Annotated in this window: 18 protein-coding genes; 9 read left to right on the forward strand and 9 right to left on the reverse strand. The window is 70.0% G+C overall.

All coding sequences use genetic code 11. From position 1 onward, the window contains the following. Positions 1–35 precede the first annotated feature (35 nt). The 5 genes from pgl to tkt are packed head-to-tail and all read right to left on the reverse strand — an operon-like array spanning position 36 to position 6,671. On the reverse strand, positions 36–818 hold the full coding sequence (pgl, locus tag ACSHXN_RS30530) for a 6-phosphogluconolactonase (RefSeq protein WP_331267649.1): 783 nt from the start codon (positions 816–818) through the stop codon (positions 36–38). Then, positions 815–1,897, reverse strand: a complete 1,083-nt coding sequence (gene opcA, locus ACSHXN_RS30535; protein ID WP_355130851.1) for a glucose-6-phosphate dehydrogenase assembly protein OpcA — start codon at positions 1,895–1,897, stop codon at positions 815–817. Before opcA ends, pgl begins: the two co-directional genes overlap by 4 nt. Then, entirely contained in the window at positions 1,894–3,426 is a 1,533-nt protein-coding gene (gene zwf, locus ACSHXN_RS30540; protein ID WP_355130849.1) for a glucose-6-phosphate dehydrogenase, read from the reverse strand. Before zwf ends, opcA begins: the two co-directional genes overlap by 4 nt. 4 nt (positions 3,427–3,430) lie before the next feature. Beyond that, entirely contained in the window at positions 3,431–4,549 is a 1,119-nt protein-coding gene (gene tal, locus ACSHXN_RS30545) for a transaldolase (protein WP_355130847.1), read from the reverse strand. Positions 4,550–4,583: 34 nt separating this feature from the next. Further along, on the reverse strand, positions 4,584–6,671 hold the full coding sequence (tkt, locus tag ACSHXN_RS30550) for a transketolase (RefSeq protein WP_355130845.1): 2,088 nt from the start codon (positions 6,669–6,671) through the stop codon (positions 4,584–4,586). A gap of 380 nt (positions 6,672–7,051) precedes the next feature. Here tkt and ACSHXN_RS30555 point away from each other — a divergent pair, with 380 nt between their 5' ends. The 3 genes from ACSHXN_RS30555 (at position 7,052) to ACSHXN_RS30565 (ending at position 9,661) form a co-directional block, all read left to right on the forward strand. Then, on the forward strand, positions 7,052–8,038 hold the full coding sequence (locus ACSHXN_RS30555) for a heme o synthase (protein ID WP_383355291.1): 987 nt from the start codon (positions 7,052–7,054) through the stop codon (positions 8,036–8,038). Between the two features lie 91 nt (positions 8,039–8,129). Continuing rightward, positions 8,130–8,486 carry a hypothetical protein gene (locus ACSHXN_RS30560; protein ID WP_438304400.1) on the forward strand — a complete coding sequence of 119 codons (357 nt, stop codon included), beginning with the start codon at positions 8,130–8,132 and terminating at the stop codon, positions 8,484–8,486. Positions 8,487–8,554: 68 nt separating this feature from the next. Beyond that, positions 8,555–9,661 carry an amidohydrolase family protein gene (locus tag ACSHXN_RS30565; protein WP_438304402.1) on the forward strand — a complete coding sequence of 369 codons (1,107 nt, stop codon included), beginning with the start codon at positions 8,555–8,557 and terminating at the stop codon, positions 9,659–9,661. Between the two features lie 22 nt (positions 9,662–9,683). On the opposite strand, the gene ACSHXN_RS30570 is transcribed toward ACSHXN_RS30565, so the two are convergent. The 4 genes from ACSHXN_RS30570 to ACSHXN_RS30585 form a co-directional block, all read right to left on the reverse strand. Beyond that, complete coding sequence (locus tag ACSHXN_RS30570) at positions 9,684–10,691, reverse strand: COX15/CtaA family protein (protein WP_356110901.1); 1,008 nt, start codon at positions 10,689–10,691, stop codon at positions 9,684–9,686. A gap of 79 nt (positions 10,692–10,770) precedes the next feature. Continuing rightward, positions 10,771–11,487 carry an ABC transporter permease gene (locus tag ACSHXN_RS30575; protein ID WP_355798581.1) on the reverse strand — a complete coding sequence of 239 codons (717 nt, stop codon included), beginning with the start codon at positions 11,485–11,487 and terminating at the stop codon, positions 10,771–10,773. Positions 11,488–11,537: 50 nt separating this feature from the next. Beyond that, on the reverse strand, positions 11,538–12,461 hold the full coding sequence (locus ACSHXN_RS30580; RefSeq protein ID WP_355130835.1) for an ABC transporter ATP-binding protein: 924 nt from the start codon (positions 12,459–12,461) through the stop codon (positions 11,538–11,540). 52 nt (positions 12,462–12,513) lie between these two features. Next, a complete protein-coding gene (locus tag ACSHXN_RS30585; protein WP_438304404.1) occupies positions 12,514–13,305 on the reverse strand; it encodes an aminoglycoside N(3)-acetyltransferase in 792 nt (263 codons plus the stop codon). Between the two features lie 160 nt (positions 13,306–13,465). Between ACSHXN_RS30585 and ACSHXN_RS30590 the strand changes: the two genes are divergently transcribed. From ACSHXN_RS30590 to ACSHXN_RS30615, 6 genes are all read left to right on the forward strand, one after another. Continuing rightward, positions 13,466–14,227 (forward strand): helix-turn-helix transcriptional regulator, encoded by a 762-nt coding sequence (locus tag ACSHXN_RS30590; protein ID WP_355798420.1) that lies wholly within the window; start codon positions 13,466–13,468, stop codon positions 14,225–14,227. Beyond that, entirely contained in the window at positions 14,224–15,645 is a 1,422-nt protein-coding gene (sufB, locus tag ACSHXN_RS30595; protein ID WP_355130829.1) for a Fe-S cluster assembly protein SufB, read from the forward strand. Before ACSHXN_RS30590 ends, sufB begins: the two co-directional genes overlap by 4 nt. Before the next feature lie 86 nt (positions 15,646–15,731). Then, positions 15,732–16,916, forward strand: coding sequence for a Fe-S cluster assembly protein SufD (sufD, locus tag ACSHXN_RS30600; protein ID WP_438304406.1), 1,185 nt, complete (start codon positions 15,732–15,734; stop codon positions 16,914–16,916). Continuing rightward, the gene (locus ACSHXN_RS30605; protein WP_355130825.1) at positions 16,913–17,233 is read left to right on the forward strand and encodes a non-heme iron oxygenase ferredoxin subunit; all 321 of its coding nucleotides are present in this window, start codon (positions 16,913–16,915) and stop codon (positions 17,231–17,233) included. Before sufD ends, ACSHXN_RS30605 begins: the two co-directional genes overlap by 4 nt. Before the next feature lie 7 nt (positions 17,234–17,240). Further along, positions 17,241–18,005: a Fe-S cluster assembly ATPase SufC gene (gene sufC, locus ACSHXN_RS30610; RefSeq protein ID WP_059133073.1), complete on the forward strand. Its 765-nt coding sequence runs from the start codon at positions 17,241–17,243 to the stop codon at positions 18,003–18,005. After that, positions 18,002–19,258, forward strand: coding sequence for a cysteine desulfurase (locus ACSHXN_RS30615; protein WP_355130823.1), 1,257 nt, complete (start codon positions 18,002–18,004; stop codon positions 19,256–19,258). The genes sufC and ACSHXN_RS30615 overlap by 4 nt, the downstream gene beginning before the upstream one ends. Positions 19,259–19,269: the final 11 nt, after the last annotated feature.

The following is a 19,269-nucleotide window of genomic DNA, read 5'->3' on the forward strand; positions in this document are numbered from 1 at the left end:
GAGACCCGTCCGGCCTTCGCCTGTGAAGCCGTTCCTCAGGCCGACGCCGGCGGATACAGCGAACGCGGGAGCTGTGCCGCCGCCGCCGCGTCCAGCAGCCACAGCGTGCGTGACCTGCCGTACGCGCCGGCCGCGGGCGCCTGGATCTCCCCGGCGCCGGACAGCGCGATCGCCACCGCCTGCGCCTTGTCCTCGCCCGCCGCCAGCAGCCACACCTCACGGGCCGACCGGATCGCCGGGAGGGTCAGTGTGACCCGGGTGGGCGGCGGCTTCGGCGCGCCGTGGACGCCGACCACCGTCCGCTCCGTCTCCCGCACCGCGGGCAGCTCCGGGAAGAGCGACGCCACGTGCGTGTCGGGCCCGACTCCCAGCATCAGGACGTCGAAGGTGGGCACCGCGCCGTGGTTCTCGGGGCCCGCGGACCGGGCCAGCTCCGCGGCGTAGGCCTCCGCCGCGGCCTCCACCCCGGCACCGTGCGGTCCGTCCGACGCGGGCATGGGGTGCACGCGCTTGGGGTCCAGGGGTACGGCGTCGAGCAGCGCCTCGCACGCCTGGGTGTAGTTGCGCTCCGGGTCGCCCTCGGGCAGATACCGCTCGTCGCCCCACCACAGGTCGATCCGGCTCCAGTCGACGGCGTCCCGGGCGGGCGCGGCGGCGAGTGCGGCCAGCAGGCCGTTGCCGTTGCGCCCGCCGGTGAGCACGACCGAGGCGGAGCCGCGGGAGGCCTGGGCGTCCACGACCTTGGTGATCAGCCTGGCCGCCGCGGCCTGGGCCATCAGTTCCTTGTCGCGGTGCACGACGAGCTGCGGAGTGCTCACTTCGCCGCCGCCTTCCTCGACCGGTCCTTCTCGGCCGCCCCCGGCTCCGGGGCCTGTACGGCGTCCGACGCCGCGTCCGCTCCGGCCACCGGCTCCTCGGTGCCGGACGGCTCGGCCGTGTTCTCCCCGGCGGCCGTGTCCGTGCGCTCCGCCCCGTTGCCCAGCCGGTCCACGCCGAAGCGCAGTGCAGACGCGTAGGTGTCGTCCGGGTCGAGCCTGCGCAGCTCCTCCGCGATCAGCTCGGACGTCTCGCGGCGCTTGAGCGCCACCGCGCGGTCGGGCTGCCCGTGGATGGACAGCGTGGCCAGCGAGCCGTCCGCCCGGTCCAGGACGATCGGACCGCAGCTCGTGCGCATCCGGACCGCGGTGAGGCCGGGCCCGGAGGAGAGGGAGCGCTTGACGGGAACGCTCAGCCGGTCCGCGAGCCACATGGCCAGCAACTCGCAGCTGGGGTTGAACTCCTCGCCCTCCACCTCGACGCCCTGGACCTCGCAGACGACCTGGTCGAGGGCGGCGGCCAGCATGGAGCGCCACGGCGTGATGCGGGTCCACGACAGGTCGGTGTCACCGGGCGTGTAGGCGTCGGCGCGGGCGTTCAGCTCCCGCACCGGCGCCTCGGCGGTGTAGGAGTCGGTGACGCGGCGCTGGGCGAGAGCACCCAGCGGATCGTTGGCCGGGTCGAGCGGTGCGTTCACCGGCCACCAGGCGACGACCGGCGCGTCGGGCAGCAGCAGCGGCAGTACGACGGACTGGGCGTGGTTCACGACCTCGCCGTACAGCCGCAGTATCACCGTCTCGCCGGTGCCGGCGTCGGCCCCGACCCGGACCTCGGCGTCCAGGCGCGACGTGGTGCGGTCGCGCGGGGAGCGCGAGACGCGCTTGACCACCACGAGGGTGCGCGAGGGGTGCTCGCGCGAGGCCTCGTTGGCCGCCTTGAGGGCGTCGTAGGCGTTCTCCTCGTCGGTGACGATGACGAGGGTGAGCACCATGCCCACGGCGGGCGTGCCGATGGCGCGGCGGCCCTGCACCAGCGCCTTGTTGATCTTGCTGGCCGTGGTGTCCGTGAGGTCGATCTTCATGGCCGGCGCCAGCTCCGTCCGTCTCGTGCGAGCATCTCGTCGGCCTCGCGCGGCCCCCAGGTACCGGCGGGGTACTGCGCGAGCTTGCCGTGCGCATCCCAGTACTCCTCGATCGGGTCGAGGATCTTCCAGGACAGCTCGACCTCCTCGGTGCGCGGGAAGAGGTTCGAGTCGCCGAGCAGGACGTCCAGGATCAGGCGCTCGTACGCCTCGGGGCTGGACTCCGTGAAGGACTCCCCGTAGGCGAAGTCCATGGACACGTCCCGGATCTCCATCGAGGTGCCCGGCACCTTCGATCCGAAGCGGACGGTGACGCCCTCGTCGGGCTGGACGCGGATGACGACCGCGTTCTGGCCCAGTTCCTCGGTCGCGGTGGTGTCGAAGGGGGAGTGCGGGGCGCGCTGGAAGACGACCGCGATCTCGGTGACCCGCCGGCCCAGGCGCTTGCCGGTCCGCAGGTAGAAGGGGACGCCCGCCCAGCGGCGGTTGTCGATGCCCAGCTTCACCGCGGCATAGGTGTCCGTCCGCGACGCGGGGTCGATGCCGTCCTCCTGGAGGTAGCCGACGGCCTTCTCGCCGCCCTGCCAGCCGCCCGCGTACTGCGCGAACACGGTGTCCCGACCGAGTTCCGAGGGCAGCCGCACGGCACCGAGCACCTTGGTCTTCTCGGCGGCGAGCGCGTCCGCGTCGAAGGACGCGGGCTCCTCCATCGCCGTGAGGGCCAGCAGCTGGAGCAGGTGGTTCTGGACGACGTCGCGGGCGGCGCCGATGCCGTCGTAGTAGCCGGCCCGGCCGCCGATGCCGATGTCCTCGGCCATGGTGATCTGCACATGGTCCACGAAGGACCGGTTCCAGATCGGCTCGAACATGGTGTTGGCGAAGCGCAGCGCCAGGATGTTCTGGACGGTCTCCTTGCCCAGATAGTGGTCGATGCGGAAGACCTGGTCCGGAGCGAAGACCTCGTGGACGACCTTGTTGAGGTCCTCGGCCGACTTCAGGTCGTGTCCGAACGGCTTCTCGATGACCGCGCGCCGCCAGGAGCCGCCGGTCTGATCGGCCAGGCCGTGCTTCTTCAGCTGCTGGATGACCACGGGGAAGGACTTCGGCGGCACCGACAGGTAGAAGGCGAAGTTGCCGCCCGTGCCCTGCGCCTTGTCCAGCTCCTCGATGGTGGAGCGCAGGCGCTCGAACGCGTCGTCGTCGTCGAAGGTGCCCTGGACGAAGCGCATCCCCTGGATGAGCTGCTGCCAGACCTCCTCGCGGAACGGCGTACGGGCGTGCTCCTTGACCGCGTCGTGGACCTCCGCGGCGAAGTCCTCGTTCTGCCACTCCCGCCGGGCGAAGCCGACGAGCGAGAAGCCCGGCGGCAGCAGGCCGCGGTTGGCAAGGTCGTAAACGGCAGGCATTAGCTTTTTACGTGACAAATCGCCCGTGACGCCGAAGATGACCAGGCCCGACGGCCCCGCGATTCGCGGGAGCCGTCGGTCCGCGGCGTCACGAAGCGGATTCGCTCCGTGTACGGATGTCAAGATGTCAGCCCTCCGAGGGGGCGAGGCGCTGGAGCTCCGCCTCGGTCGACTTGAGCAGGTCGTTCCAGGAGGCCTCGAACTTGTCGACGCCCTCGTCCTCCAGCACCTGGACCACGTCGTCGTACGAGATCCCCAGTCCCTCGATCGCGTCGAGCTCGGCGCGAGCCTGCTCGTAGGTGCCGGCGACGGCGTTGCCGCGGATCTCGCCGTGGTCCTCGGTGGCCACCAGGGTGGCCTCGGGCATGGTGTTCACCGTGTTGGGCGCCACCAGGTCCACCACGTACATGGTGTCCTTGTAGGCGGGGTCCTTGACACCGGTGGAGGCCCACAGCGGGCGCTGCTTGTTGGCCCCCGCCTTCTCCAGGGCGAGCCAGCGGTCGCTGCCGAACACCTCCTCGTACGCCTGGTAGGCGAGCCGTGCGTTGGCGATGGCCGCCTTGCCGCGAAGCGCCTTGGCGTCCGGCGTCCCCAGGGCGTCGATCCGCTTGTCGATCTCGGTGTCCACACGGGACACGAAGAAGGACGCCACCGAGTGGATCAGGGACAGGTCCAGGCCGCGCTCCCTGGCCTTCTCCAGGCCGGTGAGGTACGCGTCCATGACCTCGCGGTAGCGCTCCAGCGAGAAGATCAGCGTGACGTTGACGCTGATGCCGTGGCCGATGGTCTCGGCGATCGCCGGCAGACCCGCCTTGGTGGCAGGGATCTTGATGAGGGTGTTCGGACGGTCGACCAGCCAGGCGAGCTGCTTGGCCTCGGCGACGGTGGCCCGGGTGTTGTGGGCGAGACGGGGGTCGACCTCGATCGACACCCGGCCGTCCTGGCCCTGCGTGGCGTCGTACACCGGACGCAGGATGTCGGCGGCGTCCCGGACGTCCGCCGTGGTGATCATGCGGACCGCCTCTTCGACGGTGACCTTGCGGGCGGCGAGGTCGGCGAGCTGCTGCTCGTAGCCGTCGCCCGACGAGATGGCCTTCTGGAAGATCGTCGGGTTGGTGGTGACGCCCACGACGTGCTGCTGGTCGATCAGTTCGGCGAGGTTGCCGGACGTGATCCGCTTGCGCGACAGGTCGTCCAGCCAGATCGCGACGCCTTCTTCGGAGAGGCGCTTCAGTGCGTCTGTCATGGAAAATGCATCTCCTACGTGTCGTATATCAGCGTCAGCGCTGGGCTGCGGCGATCGATTCCCGGGCGGCGGATGCGACGTTCTCGGCAGTGAAGCCGAACTCGCGGAAAAGGACCTTGCCGTCGGCCGAAGCACCGAAGTGCTCCAGGGAAACGATGCGGCCCGCGTCTCCGACGAACCGGTGCCAGGTGAGGCCGATCCCGGCCTCGACCGAGACCCGCGCCCTCACCGAAGGCGGCAGGACGCTGTCCCGGTACCCCTGGTCCTGCTCCTCGAACCACTCCACGCACGGCATCGACACGACGCGCGTCGGGACGCCCTCGGCCTGGAGCTGCTCGCGGGCCTCGACGGCGATGTGCACCTCGGAGCCGGTGGCCATCAGGATCACCTGCGGCTCTCCGCCCTCCGCCTCGAACATGACGTAACCACCGCGGACGGTGTCCTCGTTGGGCTCGTACGTCGGCACTCCCTGGCGGGTCAGCGCAAGACCGTGCGGGGCGCCCTTGCCGAACTCCTTGGTCCAGCGACCCAGGATCTCGCGCCAGGCGATGGCGGTCTCGTTGGCGTCGGCCGGGCGGACCACGTTCAGGCCCGGGATGGCGCGCAGCGAGGCCAGGTGCTCGACCGGCTGGTGGGTGGGGCCGTCCTCGCCCAGACCGATGGAGTCATGGGTCCACACATAGGTGACCGGCAGGTGCATCAGCGCCGACAGCCGGACCGCGTTGCGCATGTAGTCGGAGAACACCAGGAAGGTGCCGCCGTAGACGCGGGTGTTGCCGTGCAGCGTGATGCCGTTCATCTCCGCGGCCATGGAGTGCTCGCGGATGCCGAAGTGGATCGTGCGGCCGTACGGGTCGGCGCCCGGGAGCGGATTGTCCGCCGGCAGGAAGGAGCTGTTCTTGTCGATGGTGGTGTTGTTCGAGCCGGCCAGGTCGGCGGAGCCGCCCCACAGCTCGGGGACGACCGCACCCAGGGCCTGCAGCACCTTGCCGGAGGCGGCACGCGTCGCGACGCCCTTGCCCGCCTCGAAGACCGGGAGCTTCTCCTCCCAGCCGGTGGGCAGCTCACCCTTGCTGATGCGGTCGAACTCGGCGACGCGCTCGGCGCTGTTGCCCCGCCACTCCTGGAAGGACTTCTCCCACTCGGCCCTCGCCTCATGACCCCGGTCCAGGGCCTTGCGGGTGTGGGCCAGGACCTCGTCGGCGACCTCGAAGCTCTTGTCCGGGTCGAAGCCGAGGATGCGCTTGGTGGCCGCGACCTCGTCCTCGCCCAGGGCCGAGCCGTGCGCGGCCTCGGTGTTCTGCGCGTGCGGGGCGGGCCAGGCGATGATCGAGCGCATCGCGATGAACGACGGCCGGTCGGTGACCTTCTTGGCCTCCTGGATCGCGTCGTAGATGGCGTGCGGGTCCAGGTCCCCGTCCGGCTTCGGCGCCACCCGCTGCACATGCCAGCCGTAGGCCTCGTACCGCTTGACGGTGTCCTCGGACACCGCCGTCTCGGTGTCGCCCTCGATCGAGATGTGGTTGTCGTCCCACAGCAGGATCAGGTTCCCGAGCTTCTGGTGACCGGCCATCGAGGACGCCTCGGCCGAGATGCCTTCCTGGAGGCAGCCGTCACCGGCGATGCAGTAGATGAAGTGGTCGAAGGGCGAGGTGCCCTGCGCGGCCTCCGGATCGAACAGACCGCGCTCGTAGCGCGAGGCCATCGCCATGCCCACCGCGTTGGCGACACCCTGGCCCAGCGGGCCGGTCGTCGTCTCCACGCCGCGTGTGTGCCCGTACTCGGGGTGACCGGGAGTCTTGGACCCCCAGGTGCGGAACGCCTCCAGATCGGCCAGCTCCAGGCCAAAACCGGCCAGGTAGAGCTGCGTGTAGAGGGTCAGGGACGTGTGGCCGGCCGACAGGACGAAGCGGTCACGGCCCACCCACGTCGGATCGGCCGGGTCGTGCCGCATCACCTTCTGGAAGAGGGTGTACGCGGCCGGAGCCAGGCTCATCGCCGTGCCCGGATGGCCGTTACCGACCTTCTGTACGGCATCGGCCGCCAGAACCCGGGCGGTATCCACGGCCCGCTGGTCCAACTCGGTCCACTCGAGGTCTTTTGTGGTCGGCTTGGTGCTCACCCTGGGTCAGGGCTCCTCTCCACATGTCGAATGCCGGTGCACTTGGGCGCCCACCGGCCGCTGCTGAGCCTACCCCCGTAGGTACATGCGTCTTTTCGAGTCATTCCAGACTGCCGGGAGTCGCCGCGATCCGCCTCCCGACCGGGCCGATTCCCGGTCGGGAACTGAATACGGCCCCGGTCGTGCGAACGCTCAACCGAGCGTGGTTCCGCTCCCGCACCGATGCGGGCGGGGCGCGCCCCGCCCTTTCCGCGACGGCTCCAACACGACCGACCCCCGCGAAGAGCGGGCTGTGGGCAACGTCTAAAGTTGCGTGGGTACGCGCGAGCCTTTACCGGGAGTTCACAGCCGGTGGGTTTGCTGGGATGTCTCTGTCAGGGGTGTACGTGACGGCCGTCGATTCCCGTCCGGCGGGTGGGGGCACCCCCCATGCCGTCACGGCTGTGGGGGAGCTCGGTACGAGCAGCAGCCGGGGCCAGCGGCCGTTTGGGGCCCGGGTCAAGGCGTTCGTGGCGCTGACCAAGCCGCGGATCATCGAGCTGCTGCTGATCACCACCGTTCCGGTGATGTTCCTCGCCCAGCAGGGGGTGCCGAGTCTCGGACTGGTGCTGCTCACCTGTGTCGGCGGCTACCTCTCCGCGGGCGGCGCCAACGCCCTGAACATGTACATCGACCGTGACATCGACGCGCTCATGGACCGCACCTCGCAGCGTCCGCTGGTCACCGGCATCGTCAGCCCCCGCGAGTGCCTGGCCTTCGGTATCACGCTCGCGGTGGTCTCCACACTGCTGTTCGGATTCACCGTCAACTGGCTGTCCGCCTGGCTGTCGCTCGGAGCGCTCCTTTTCTACGTCGTCGTCTACACGATGATCCTCAAACGGCGTACCTCGCAGAACATCGTGTGGGGCGGGATCGCCGGCTGCCTCCCCGTCCTCATCGGCTGGTCGTCCGTCACGAACTCCCTCTCGTGGGCGCCGGTCGTCCTCTTCCTCGTCATGTTCTTCTGGACGCCGCCGCACTACTGGCCGCTGTCCATGAAGGTCAAGGAGGACTACGCGCGCGTGGGCGTGCCGATGCTGCCCGTCATCGCCTCCAACAAGGTGGTCGCCCGGCAGATCGTGATCTACAGCTGGGTGATGGTCGTGGTCTCGCTGCTGCTGACCCCGCTCGGCTACACCGGCTGGTTCTACACGATCGTGGCCCTGGCGGCCGGCGGCTGGTGGCTGTGGGAGGCGCACGCGCTGCAGCACCGGGCGAAGGCCGAGAAGTCCGGCGTCAAGCTCAAGGAGATGCGGCTGTTCCACTGGAGCATCACCTATGTCTCGCTGCTCTTCGTGGCGGTGGCGGTGGACCCCTTCCTTCGATAGGTCCCGCGTACGGGCGACGGGAGGGGTGCGTGGTCAAGGCCACGCACCCCTCCCGTCGCCGTTCGATCTACTCGTCGGTAGCATCTTGGCCATGGCAGACACGCAGCAGGTTGACGAGGGCGCAGGTGCCAAGGCCGAGCGCAAGGCCGAGCGCAAGGCCGCCCGGCTGGCCAAGGAGATCGACGCCTTCGCCGGGGCCCACGGCGGTGCCGAGGGACAGGTGGCCTACATCGGGCAGCGCGGTGCCCGGATCGTGCTCGTCGGCGAGGACGGCGTGTGGGGCGACCTGGTCGCACCGACGTACGACATCGCCGAGAAGGCCGTGCAGCAGGCGGGCATCACCGTTCACGAGGCGTTCGACGGCGAGTTCGCAGGAAAAGTGAAGACCGGCCCGTACGAGTGGACGCGCATGGCGGGAATCCAGGTCGGCGGCAAGCGCACCGCCTGAGAGCATCACCTCACGCCGGTTCACCCGTTAGGCCCTGTGCAGGCACGGTCCAGTCGCGGGGAGTCCGGATGATCGAAACGCCGTCCCTGGTGGATCAGTACTGCCACGGCGTGCTCCGCACCGAGCTGGGTCTCGGCACCTTCGAGGCCCACTTGGCGCGAACCGAGGGCCCACCGGCGGCGGGCACCACCCTCTTCGACACCCAGACGGGTTTCGCCGTGCGCCGCTGGTGTCCGCCGCTGCTCGGTCTGGAGGCGCACTGCCCGCCCGCCCGCTACCTCGCCCGCCGCCGCGAACTCGGCGTCCTGGAGGCGGGGCGCCGGCTGCTGCGCGGCAGCGGCATCACCACCTATCTCGTCGACACCGGCCTGCCCGGCGATCTCACCGGGCCCGCCGAGATGGCCTCCGCCGGAGCCGCGGAGGCACACGAGATCGTCCGTCTGGAACTGCTCGCCGAGCAGGTCGCCGACACCTCGGGCACGGTGGAGTCGTTCCTCGCCAATCTCGCCGAGTCGATCCACGGGGCAGCCGCGCACGCGGTGGCGTTCACCTCGGTGGCGGGCGTGCGCCACGGTCTGGCCCTCGCGCCCGAACCGCCCGGGCCGGGCGAGGTGCGCGGCGCCGCGGGCCGCTGGCTGGCCGGCCGCCGGGTGGGCGGCGCGCTGTCGGACCCGGTGCTGCTGCGCCATCTGCTGTGGAGTGCGGTGGCCTCCGGCCGCCCCCTCCAGCTCCATGCGGGCCTCGGCGAACCGGGGCTGCGCATCGACCGCACCGACCCGGTCCTGCTGGCCGACTTCGTACGGGCCACGGCCGGGCTCGGCACGGACCTCGTCCTGCTGCACGGCTATCCGTACCACCGGCACGCCGCACATCTGGCAGGGGTGTTCCCGCACGTGTACGCGGACCTGGGCGCCGCCCTCGTGCGCACGGGGGCGCGCGCCGCCGACGTGCTCGCCGAGATCCTGGAGCTTGCGCCCTTCGGTAAGCTCCTCTTCTCCAGCGGTGCGCAGGGCCTGCCGGAGCTCCATGTGGTGGGCGCCCGGCTGTTCCGCGAGGCACTGTCCAGGCTGCTGGGGGACTGGGTCGCCGACGGCGCCTGGTCGCTGGAGGACGCGCAGCGGGTGGGCGTGATGATCGCCGCGGGAAACGCGCTGCGGGTGTACGGGCTGCGGTGAGATCACCGCCCCCGCGCCGGCGTCAGGCGGCGCTGAGGGCCGACTCCGCCGACGGACCCGGGAGCCCCGCCCTGGACTCCGGACGTTCGCGCAGCGACAGCAGCACCCGCAGCACCCCGATCCACACCAGGCAGGAGCCGAACATGTGGAGCCCGACCAGGAGCTCGGGCAGGTGCGTGAAGTACTGGACGTAGCCGATGACGCCCTGGCCCAGAAGGATCAGGAACAGTTCCCGGGTGCGGTGCCGCGGGCCCGCGGGCGCGTCCACCGCCTTGAGGACGAACCACAGGGCGAAGGTCAGCGTCACCACGATCCAGGCCAGCACGGCGTGCAGCTTGGCGACGCTCTGCCAGTCGATCCCGATGCGCTCGACCTCGCTGGAGTCACCCGCGTGCGGGCCCGCACCGGTGACCACGGTGCCCACCGCGATCAGCAGCACGGAGGCGACGACCAGGAACCACACCAGCTGCTGCACGGCCCGGCCGACCAGCGGACGCGGCTCCGTGTCGCTCTCCCGCGTGCGCTGCCACATCAGCGTGGCCACCGTGATGAGCGCGGTGGAGAGCAGGAAGTGGGCGGCGACGGTGTACGGGTTGAGGCCGACGAGGACGACGATGCCGCCGAGGACCGCGTTGCTCATCACGATCCAGAACTGCGCCCAGCCGAGCCGGGTGAGGCTGCGCCTGCGCGGCTTCTGCGACCGCGCGGCGATGATCGCCCAGCCGACCGCCGCGCACAGCACGTACGTCAGCATGCGGTTGCCGAACTCGATCGCACCGTGCACTCCCATGGCACGGGTCGTGGTCAGCGAGTCGTCCGTGCACTGCGGCCAGGTCGGGCAGCCGAGCCCCGAGCCGGTCAGACGCACGGCACCGCCGGTGACGACGATGACGACCGACATGACGAGCGCGGCGAGCGCCGCACGCTGCACCGTCCGGGGCTCCGGGGTCCAGCGTGCGGCGATGAAGGCGAGCGGGTTGCGCACGGCCGCTACGGCATCGGCGAGGGTCACGTTTGGCACGCCTCTCATCGTAGGGGGCCGCTTGTGCACGGTTTCACGAGGGGTCGGCCCGTGGCGGACGTCCGCGGTGCCGTCCGTCGCGGAGGGCTCACTCCCAGCGGAAGAACCGTCCGGCCGCGGCCAGCCCCACGACCGCCCACACGGCCAGGACGGCGAGGTCCCCCACCGGCATGCCCGCACCGTGCTGGAGGACGTCGCGCAGGCCGTCGGACAGGGCGGTGATGGGCAGCAGGGCGAGGACGTCCTGGGCACCCGCGGGGAACTTGTCGAGGGGCACGATCACGCCGCCGCCCACCAGCAGCAGCAGGAAGACCAGGTTGGCGGCGGCCAGGGTGGCCTCGGCCTTCAAGGTGCCCGCCATGAGCAGACCGAGCCCGGAGAAGGCCGCCGTGCCCAGGACGAGCAGAAGCAGCACCGACAGCGGATCGCCGTGCGGGGACCAGCCGAGGGCGTAGGCGATCACCGTCAGCAGGATCACCTGGAGGACCTCGGTGACCAGGACGGAGGCCGTCTTGGCGGTCATCAGCCCCCAGCGGGGCAGCGGCGAGGAGGCGAGCCGCTTCAGCACCCCGTAGCGGCGCTCGAAGCCGGTCGCGATGGCCTGCCCGGTGAAGGCGGTCGACATCACGGCGAGTGCCAGGATGCCCGGCGCGAGGAAGTCGACGGCCTTGCCCGCACCGGTGTCCACGATGTCGACGGAGCCGAAGAGGAGCAGCAGCAGCGTCGGGATGACGACGGTCAGCAGAAGCTGCTCACCGTTGCGCAGCAGCATCCTGATCTCGAGTGCGGCCTGTGCCGCGATCATGCGGGGGAGCGGGGCGGCGCCGGGTTTCGGCGCGAAGGTACCGACGGTGGTCACGAACGCAGCTCCTTGCCCGTCAGCTCGAGGAAGACGTCTTCGAGGGTGTGCCGTTCCACGGAGATCCGGTCCGGCATCACCCCGTGCTGGGCGCACCAGGAGGTGACCGTCGCGAGCAGTTGCGGGTTGACCTTGCCGACGATGCGGTAGGCGCCCGGCGTCAGTTCGCCCGCGGTGGAGTCCGCCGGGAGGGCCTTCAGCAGGGATCCCACGTCCAGGCCCGGGCGGCCCGTGAAGCGCAGCGTGTTCTCGGCACCGCCCCGGCACAGCGCCTCCGGGGAGCCCTGTGCGACGACCCGGCCCGAGTCGATGATCGCCACGTCGTCGGCGAGCTGCTCGGCCTCGTCCATGTAGTGCGTCGTGAGGATCACGGACACGCCGTCGGCGCGCAGATCGCGGACGAGGTCCCAGGTGGCACGGCGGGCCTGCGGGTCGAGGCCCGCGGTCGGTTCGTCCAGGAAGACCAGCTCGGGGCGGCCGACGACGGCCATGGCGAGTGCCAGCCGCTGCTTCTGCCCGCCCGACAGACGCCGGTAGCTGGTGCGTCCGCAGCCGGTGAGCCCGAGCCGTTCGATGAGCGCGTCCACGTCCAGTGGGTGCGCGTGCAGTCTGGCGACATGGCGGAGCATCTCGTCGGCGCGGGCGCCCGAGTAGACGCCGCCCGACTGGAGCATCACACCTATACGGGGGCGCAGCGCGGAGGCTTCACGGACCGGGTCGAGGCCCAGGACGCGTACCGTGCCGGAGTCCGGCCTCCGGTACCCCTCGCAGGTCTCGACCGTGGTCGTCTTGCCCGCCCCGTTCGGGCCGAGCACGGCGGTGACACCCGCCCCGGCCACCAGATCGAGGCCGTCCACCGCTGTCTTCGCGCCGTACCGCTTCACCAGGGACCGCGCCTGGACGACCGGCTCACTTCGCATGGGTCCAGAGTCTAGGTAGCCGCGTGGGGTGCTTGACGAGGGGGTCGGCAAACTACTCCGCCCCCGGCCGGTGCAGAGCGAGCCACCGCTCCGCGTACGCCACGGCGTCGGCCACGGGGAACAGCCGTACGTGGGCCGCGCCCACCCTGCCCCGCACCACCGGCCGGTCCCGCTCGAAGTCGTGGCCCAGTTCGTCGAACCGCTCCGAGGTGATCGAGACCTCCGTCACCACTTCCCAGCCGGCCGGTCCCGGCCGCCCCACCCGGACGCGCGGTGCGGGGATCCGGTACTCGGCGAGGTGGAAGCTTGTGCACGTGTCGTAGCCCGCTCCGAGCAGGAGCACCCGGGCGGCCATCGCCTCCAGCCGGGCGAGCGGGCTCCGCTCGCCGAGGCGGCAATCGGGCGCGTGGCCCTGGACGACCTCCGCCGCCCGCGCTCCGACCGCGGCGAACGATGTCTGCGGGTGGGCGCTGCGCAGGGCGCCCGGCCATGTGCGCAGCGTCTCCGGTATCACGCCGACACCCCGTGACGGGGTGACGAGCGGATCGTAGGCGGGCAGGGTCGCCCGGATGGTCCCCCACCACTCCTCGGGTACGGGGGGATTGCTCCACACCGCGGGGTCCGAGAGGTCGCCGGTCTGGGTGGGGACCACCACGGTGCCGTCCGGACCGAGCGCGTCGAGGATTCCCAGGACGACCGAGACCGCCCCTCCGCTCACCCAGCCGAGCGCGCTGAGGGAGGAGTGCACGAGGAGCGTCTCGCCGGGCTCCACGCCGAGGGCGCGCAGCTGCGCGGCGACGGTGTCCCGAGTGACAAGAGGGCCGGTGGGAGGGGGTACGGGCATGGTCCGGGAGTCTTCCCGACCGCCTGGGCGGGCGCCACCGGTTTGATCGATCAAAGATCGTTTCCGCAGGTCATCTTAGGTAAACCTAAGTGATGCACCGCACCGCGGGCCGCGGGGACGGCGCTTGTCAGTCTCCGAGGAATTACGCAACAATGGCGTTGTGAAAAACGTCGGCGAGGCTCGGGAGACCCCCACGGGGGCCCCTCAGGAGGAGCTCGCGACCGGGGAGCGCTCCACGCGCAACCGGGTCGCGCGATCCATCCTGGACCACGGCCCGTCGACCGTCGCGGAGCTCGCCGGCAGGCTGAGGCTCACCCAGGCGGCCGTACGGCGTCATCTGGATGCGCTGGCCGCCGACGACGTCGTGGCCGCCCGCGAGCAGAAGGTGTACGGAGCGCGCACGCGCGGTCGCCCCGCCAAGGTCTTCGCGCTGACCGACTGCGGTCGCGACGCCTTCGACCAGTCCTACGACAAGCTCGCCGCGGACGCCCTGCGCTGGATCCAGCAGCGGTACGGCGGGGACGAGGCCGTCGTGGCCTTCGCCCGCGCCCGGCTCGCCGAACAGGCCGCCGCCTACCGCAAGGCGATCGAGGCCGTCGACCCCGAGCAGCGCACCGAAGCCCTGGCCAAGGCCTTGAGCGTGGACGGGTACGCTGCTACGGCGCGCAGCGCACCGGTCGGCGAACAGCTCTGCCAGCACCACTGCCCGGTCGCCCATGTCGCGGAGCAGTTCCCGCAGCTGTGCGAGGTCGAGACGGAAGTCTTCTCCCAGCTGCTCGGCACGCACGTCCAGCGACTGGCGACGATCGCGCACGGCGACGGCGTCTGCACGACGTTCATCCCCAAGGCGCCGCAAGCCTCACAGATTTCCGAGACCACCCACAACGCATCTGCCAGCACGGCCGGGAGGAACCCCGCATGACTCTCCCCACGGAGACTGCTCACCCCGAACTCGAGGGCCTGGGCACGTACGAATACGGCTGGGCCGACTCCGACGAAGCCGGTGCCGCGGCGAAGCGTGGTCTGAACGAGGACGTCGTCCGCGACATCTCCGGCAAGAAGTCGGAGCCGGAGTGGATGACCAAGCTGCGCCTGAAGGGCCTGCGCCTTTTCGAGAAGAAGCCCATGCCGAACTGGGGCTCGGACCTGTCGGGCATCGACTTCGACAACATCAAGTACTTCGTGCGCTCCACGGAGAAGCAGGCGGAGTCCTGGGAGGACCTGCCCGAGGACATCAAGAACACGTACGACAAGCTCGGCATCCCGGAGGCGGAGAAGCAGCGCCTCGTGGCCGGTGTCGCGGCCCAGTACGAGTCGGAGGTCGTCTACCACCAGATCCGCGAGGACCTGGAGGAGCAGGGCGTCATCTTCCTGGACACCGACACCGCCCTCAAGGAGCACCCGGAGCTCTTCAAGGAGTACTTCGGGACCGTCATCCCCGCCGGTGACAACAAGTTCGCCTCGCTGAACACCGCCGTGTGGTCGGGCGGCTCCTTCATCTACGTCCCGCCGGGCGTGCACGTGGAGATCCCGCTCCAGGCCTACTTCCGCATCAACACGGAGAACATGGGCCAGTTCGAGCGGACCCTGATCATCGTCGACGAGGGTGCCTACGTGCACTACGTCGAGGGGTGCACGGCGCCGATCTACAAGTCGGACTCGCTGCACTCCGCGGTCGTGGAGATCATCGTCAAGAAGAACGCCCGCTGCCGCTACACGACCATCCAGAACTGGTCGAACAACGTCTACAACCTGGTCACCAAGCGCGCCGTCGCCTACGAGGGCGCGACCATGGAGTGGATCGACGGCAACATCGGCTCCAAGGTGACGATGAAGTACCCGGCCGTCTACCTGATGGGCGAGCACGCCAAGGGCGAGACGCTCTCCATCGCGTTCGCGGGCGAGGGCCAGCACCAGGACGCCGGTTCCAAGATGGTCCACATGGCGCCGAACACCTCCTCGAACATCGTCTCCAAGTCGGTGGCGCGCGGCGGCGGCCGCACCTCGTACCGCGGCCTGGTCGAGATCGGCGAGGGCGCCGCGGGCTCCAAGTCCAACGTGCTCTGCGACGCGCTGCTGGTCGACACGATCTCGCGCTCCGACACGTACCCCTACGTGGACGTCCGCGAGGACGACGTGTCCATGGGCCACGAGGCGACCGTGTCCAAGGTCTCCGAGGACCAGCTCTTCTACCTGATGAGCCGTGGTCTCTCCGAGTTCGAGGCGATGGCGATGATCGTGCGCGGCTTCGTCGAGCCGATCGCCAAGGAGCTGCCCATGGAGTACGCGCTGGAGCTCAACCGGCTGATCGAGCTGCAGATGGAAGGCGCGGTCGGCTGACCCGCCCCTCTTGAGCAGCGCCGGCCCGCCCGTACGGGGCGGGCCGAGGATCACAACCGACGCAGGAAGAGAGCACAACGACAGCCATGGCTGAGGCCCAGAACATCCCCGTGGGAGCGACCACCGCGGGCTCGATCGCGGTGGCCGCCGAGTCGACCGTCGCCACGCGCATGAGCGCGCCGCCGTCCTTCGACGTGGCCGACTTCCCGGTCCCGCACGGCCGCGAGGAGGAGTGGCGGTTCACGCCGCTCGAGCGGCTGCGCGGGCTGCACGACGGCACCGCCGTCGCGAACGGCGGCGGCGTGAAGGTCACCGTCGAGGCCCCCGAGGGCGTCGTCGTCGAGACCGTCGGCCGTGACGACGGGCGGCCGGGCAGGGCCGGTGCCCCGGTGGACCGGGTCGCCGCGCAGGCGTACTCGGCGTTCGAGCAGGCCGGCGTGGTGACCGTCCCCAAGGAGACGGTGCTCACCGAGCCGATCCGCATCGGCGTGCACGGGGAGGGCGGTGTCGCCTTCGGCCACCAGGTGATCGAGCTCGGTGCCTTCGCCGAGGCCGTCGTCGTCATCGACCACACCGGTGACGCGGTGCTCGCCGCCAACGTCGACTACCTCCTCGGCGACGGCGCCAAGCTGACCGTGGTCTCCGTCCAGGACTGGGACGAGAAGGCGGTGCACGTCGCCCAGCACAACGCGCTCGTCGGCCGCGACGCCTCCTTCAAGTCCGTCGTCGTGACCTTCGGCGGCGACGTCGTACGCCTGCACCCGCGCGTGACCTACGCGGGCACCGGCGGCGAGGCCGAGCTGTTCGGGCTCTACTTCACCGACAAGGGCCAGCACCAGGAGCACCGGCTCTTCGTCGACCACAACGCTCCGCACTGCAAGTCGCACGTCGTCTACAAGGGCGCGCTCCAGGGCGACGACGCGCACGCCGTGTGGATCGGTGACGTGCTCATCGAGGCCAAGGCCGAGGGCACCGACACCTACGAGATGAACCGCAACCTGGTCCTCACGGACGGCTCCCGCGTCGACTCGGTCCCCAACCTGGAGATCGAGACCGGCGAGATCGTCGGCGCCGGCCATGCCTCCGCCACCGGCCGCTTCGACGACGAGCAGCTCTTCTACCTGATGGCCCGCGGCATCCCCGAGCACGAGGCCCGCCGCCTCGTCGTCCGCGGCTTCTTCGCCGAGCTGGTCCAGCAGATCGGCGTCGGCGACATCGAGGAGCGCCTGATCGCCAAGATCGAGGAGGAGCTGGAGGCATCGGTCGCATGACCTTGTTCGTACGCGTCTGTGGGCTGGGCGAGCTGGAGGAGGACACCCCGAAGCGGGTGGAACTCGACGGCACGCCGATCTCGCTCGTCAGGACCGAGGGAGAGGTGTTCGCGATCAACGACATCTGCTCCCACGCCAACGTGTCGCTCTCCGAGGGCGAGGTCGACGACTGCCACATCGAGTGCTGGCTGCACGGCTCGCGCTTCGACCTCCGTTCCGGAAAGCCCGACGCCCTTCCCGCGACGCGCCCCGTCCCCGTATACCCCGTAAAGATCGAAGGGGACGACGTGCTCGTCTCCCTCACCCAGGAGTCCTGAGGCACCCATGGCAACGCTTGAAATCCGAGACCTGCACGTCACCGTCGAGGCCGACAACGCCACGAAGGAGATCCTCAAGGGCGTCGACCTCACCGTGAGCCAGGGCGAGACGCACGCCATCATGGGCCCCAACGGCTCGGGCAAGTCGACTCTCGCCTACTCGCTCGCCGGCCACCCGAAGTACACGATCACGGGCGGCACCGTGCTGCTCGACGGCGAGGACGTCCTGGAGATGTCCGTCGACGAGCGCGCCCGCGCGGGCCTGTTCCTGGCGATGCAGTACCCGGTCGAGGTTCCCGGCGTCTCCGTCTCCAACTTCCTGCGCACCTCCGCCACCGCGATCCGTGGCGAGGCCCCCAAGCTGCGCACCTGGGTGAAGGAGGTCAAGGAGACCATGGAGAGCCTCCACATGGACCCGTCCTTCGCCGAGCGCAACGTGAACGAGGGCTTCTCCGGCGGCGAGAAGAAGCGCCACGAGATCCTCCAGCTCGAGCTGCTCAAGCCGAAGATCGCGATCCTCGACGAGACGGACTCCGGCCTCGACGTCGACGCGCTGCGCATCGTCTCCGAGGGCGTCAACCGCGTCCGTGAGTCCGGCGAGGTCGGCACCCTGCTGATCACGCACTACACGCGCATCCTGCGCTACATCAAGCCCGACCACGTGCATGTGTTCGCCGGCGGCCGCATCGTCGAATCCGGCGGTCCCGAGCTCGCGGACAAGCTGGAGGCAGAGGGCTACGAGGCATACGTGAAGGGTGGCGTATCCGCGTGACACAGCTGCCGGGCCTCCTCGACACCGAGGCGATCCGCAAGGACTTCCCCGTCCTGGACCGGCTGGTCCACGACGGCAAGAAGCTCGTGTACCTGGACAACGCCGCGACCTCGCAGAAGCCGCGCCAGGTGCTCGACGTCCTCGCCGAGTACTACGAGCGCTACAACGCCAACGTCCACCGCGGTGTGCATGTGCTCGCCGAGGAGGCCACGGCGCTGTACGAGGGCGCGCGTGACAAGGTCGCCGCGTTCATCAACGCACCGAGCCGCGACGAGGTGATCTTCACCAAGAACGCCTCCGAATCGCTCAACCTCGTGGCGAACATGCTGGGCTGGGCCGACGAGCCCTACCGGGTGGACCACGAGACCGAGATCGTCATCACGGAGATGGAGCACCACTCCAACATCGTGCCGTGGCAGCTGCTGGCGCAGCGCACGGGCGCGAAGCTGAAGTGGTTCGGCCTCACCGACGACGGCCGGCTCGACCTGTCGAACATCGACGAGATCATCACCGAGAAGACGAAGATCGTCTCCTTTGTGCTGGTGTCCAACATCCTGGGCACGGTCAACCCGGTCGAGGCGATAGTCCGGCGCGCCCAGGAGGTCGGCGCCCTGGTCTGCATCGACGCCTCCCAGGCCGCGCCGCACATGCCACTGGACGTGCAGGCGCTGCAGGCCGACTTCGTGGCCTTCACCGGCCACAAGATGTGCGGTCCGACGGGTATCGGCGTGCTGTGGGGACGCCAGGAGCTCCTGGAGGACCTGCCTCCGTTCCTGGGCGGCGGCGAGATGATCGAGACCGTGTCGATGCACTCGTCGACGTACGCTCCGGCCCCGCACAAGTTCGAGGCGGGTACGCCGCCGATCGCGCAGGCGGTCGGCCTCGGTGCGGCGATCGACTATCTCAACTCGATCGGCATGGACAGGATCCTCGCGCACGAGCACGCGCTCACCGAATACGCGGTGCAGCGGCTGCGCGAGGTCCCCGACCTGAAGATCATCGGCCCGACCACGGCCGAGGACCGGGGCGCGGCGATCTCCTTCACGCTCGGTGACATCCACCCGCACGACGTGGGGCAGGTCCTCGACGAGCAGGGCATCGCGGTCCGGGTCGGCCACCACTGCGCCCGCCCCGTCTGCCTGCGGTACGGAATTCCTGCGACCACGCGAGCGTCGTTCTATCTGTACTCCACGCCGGCCGAGATCGACGCACTGGTCGAGGGGCTGGAGCACGTACGGAACTTCTTCGGCTGAAGGGCGTGCTG

The sequence above is a fragment of the Streptomyces sp. HUAS TT11 genome (assembly GCF_051553595.1).
Lineage (GTDB): Bacteria > Actinomycetota > Actinomycetes > Streptomycetales > Streptomycetaceae > Streptomyces.

Excerpts from the sequence above, each read along its gene's own strand:
- opcA (WP_355130851.1), bottom strand. The coding sequence starts at position 1,897 with ATGAAGATCGACCTCACGGACACCACGGCCAGCAAGATCAACAAGGCG.
- tal (WP_355130847.1), bottom strand. The coding sequence starts at position 4,549 with ATGACAGACGCACTGAAGCGCCTCTCCGAAGAAGGCGTCGCGATCTGG.
- ACSHXN_RS30560 (WP_438304400.1), top strand. The coding sequence starts at position 8,130 with ATGGCAGACACGCAGCAGGTTGACGAGGGCGCAGGTGCCAAGGCCGAG.
- ACSHXN_RS30565 (WP_438304402.1), top strand. The coding sequence starts at position 8,555 with ATGATCGAAACGCCGTCCCTGGTGGATCAGTACTGCCACGGCGTGCTC.
- ACSHXN_RS30570 (WP_356110901.1), bottom strand. The coding sequence starts at position 10,691 with ATGAGAGGCGTGCCAAACGTGACCCTCGCCGATGCCGTAGCGGCCGTG.
- ACSHXN_RS30575 (WP_355798581.1), bottom strand. The coding sequence starts at position 11,487 with ATGATCGCGGCACAGGCCGCACTCGAGATCAGGATGCTGCTGCGCAAC.
- ACSHXN_RS30580 (WP_355130835.1), bottom strand. The coding sequence starts at position 12,461 with ATGCGAAGTGAGCCGGTCGTCCAGGCGCGGTCCCTGGTGAAGCGGTAC.
- ACSHXN_RS30585 (WP_438304404.1), bottom strand. The coding sequence starts at position 13,305 with ATGCCCGTACCCCCTCCCACCGGCCCTCTTGTCACTCGGGACACCGTC.
- sufB (WP_355130829.1), top strand. The coding sequence starts at position 14,224 with ATGACTCTCCCCACGGAGACTGCTCACCCCGAACTCGAGGGCCTGGGC.
- sufD (WP_438304406.1), top strand. The coding sequence starts at position 15,732 with ATGGCTGAGGCCCAGAACATCCCCGTGGGAGCGACCACCGCGGGCTCG.
- ACSHXN_RS30605 (WP_355130825.1), top strand. The coding sequence starts at position 16,913 with ATGACCTTGTTCGTACGCGTCTGTGGGCTGGGCGAGCTGGAGGAGGAC.
- sufC (WP_059133073.1), top strand. The coding sequence starts at position 17,241 with ATGGCAACGCTTGAAATCCGAGACCTGCACGTCACCGTCGAGGCCGAC.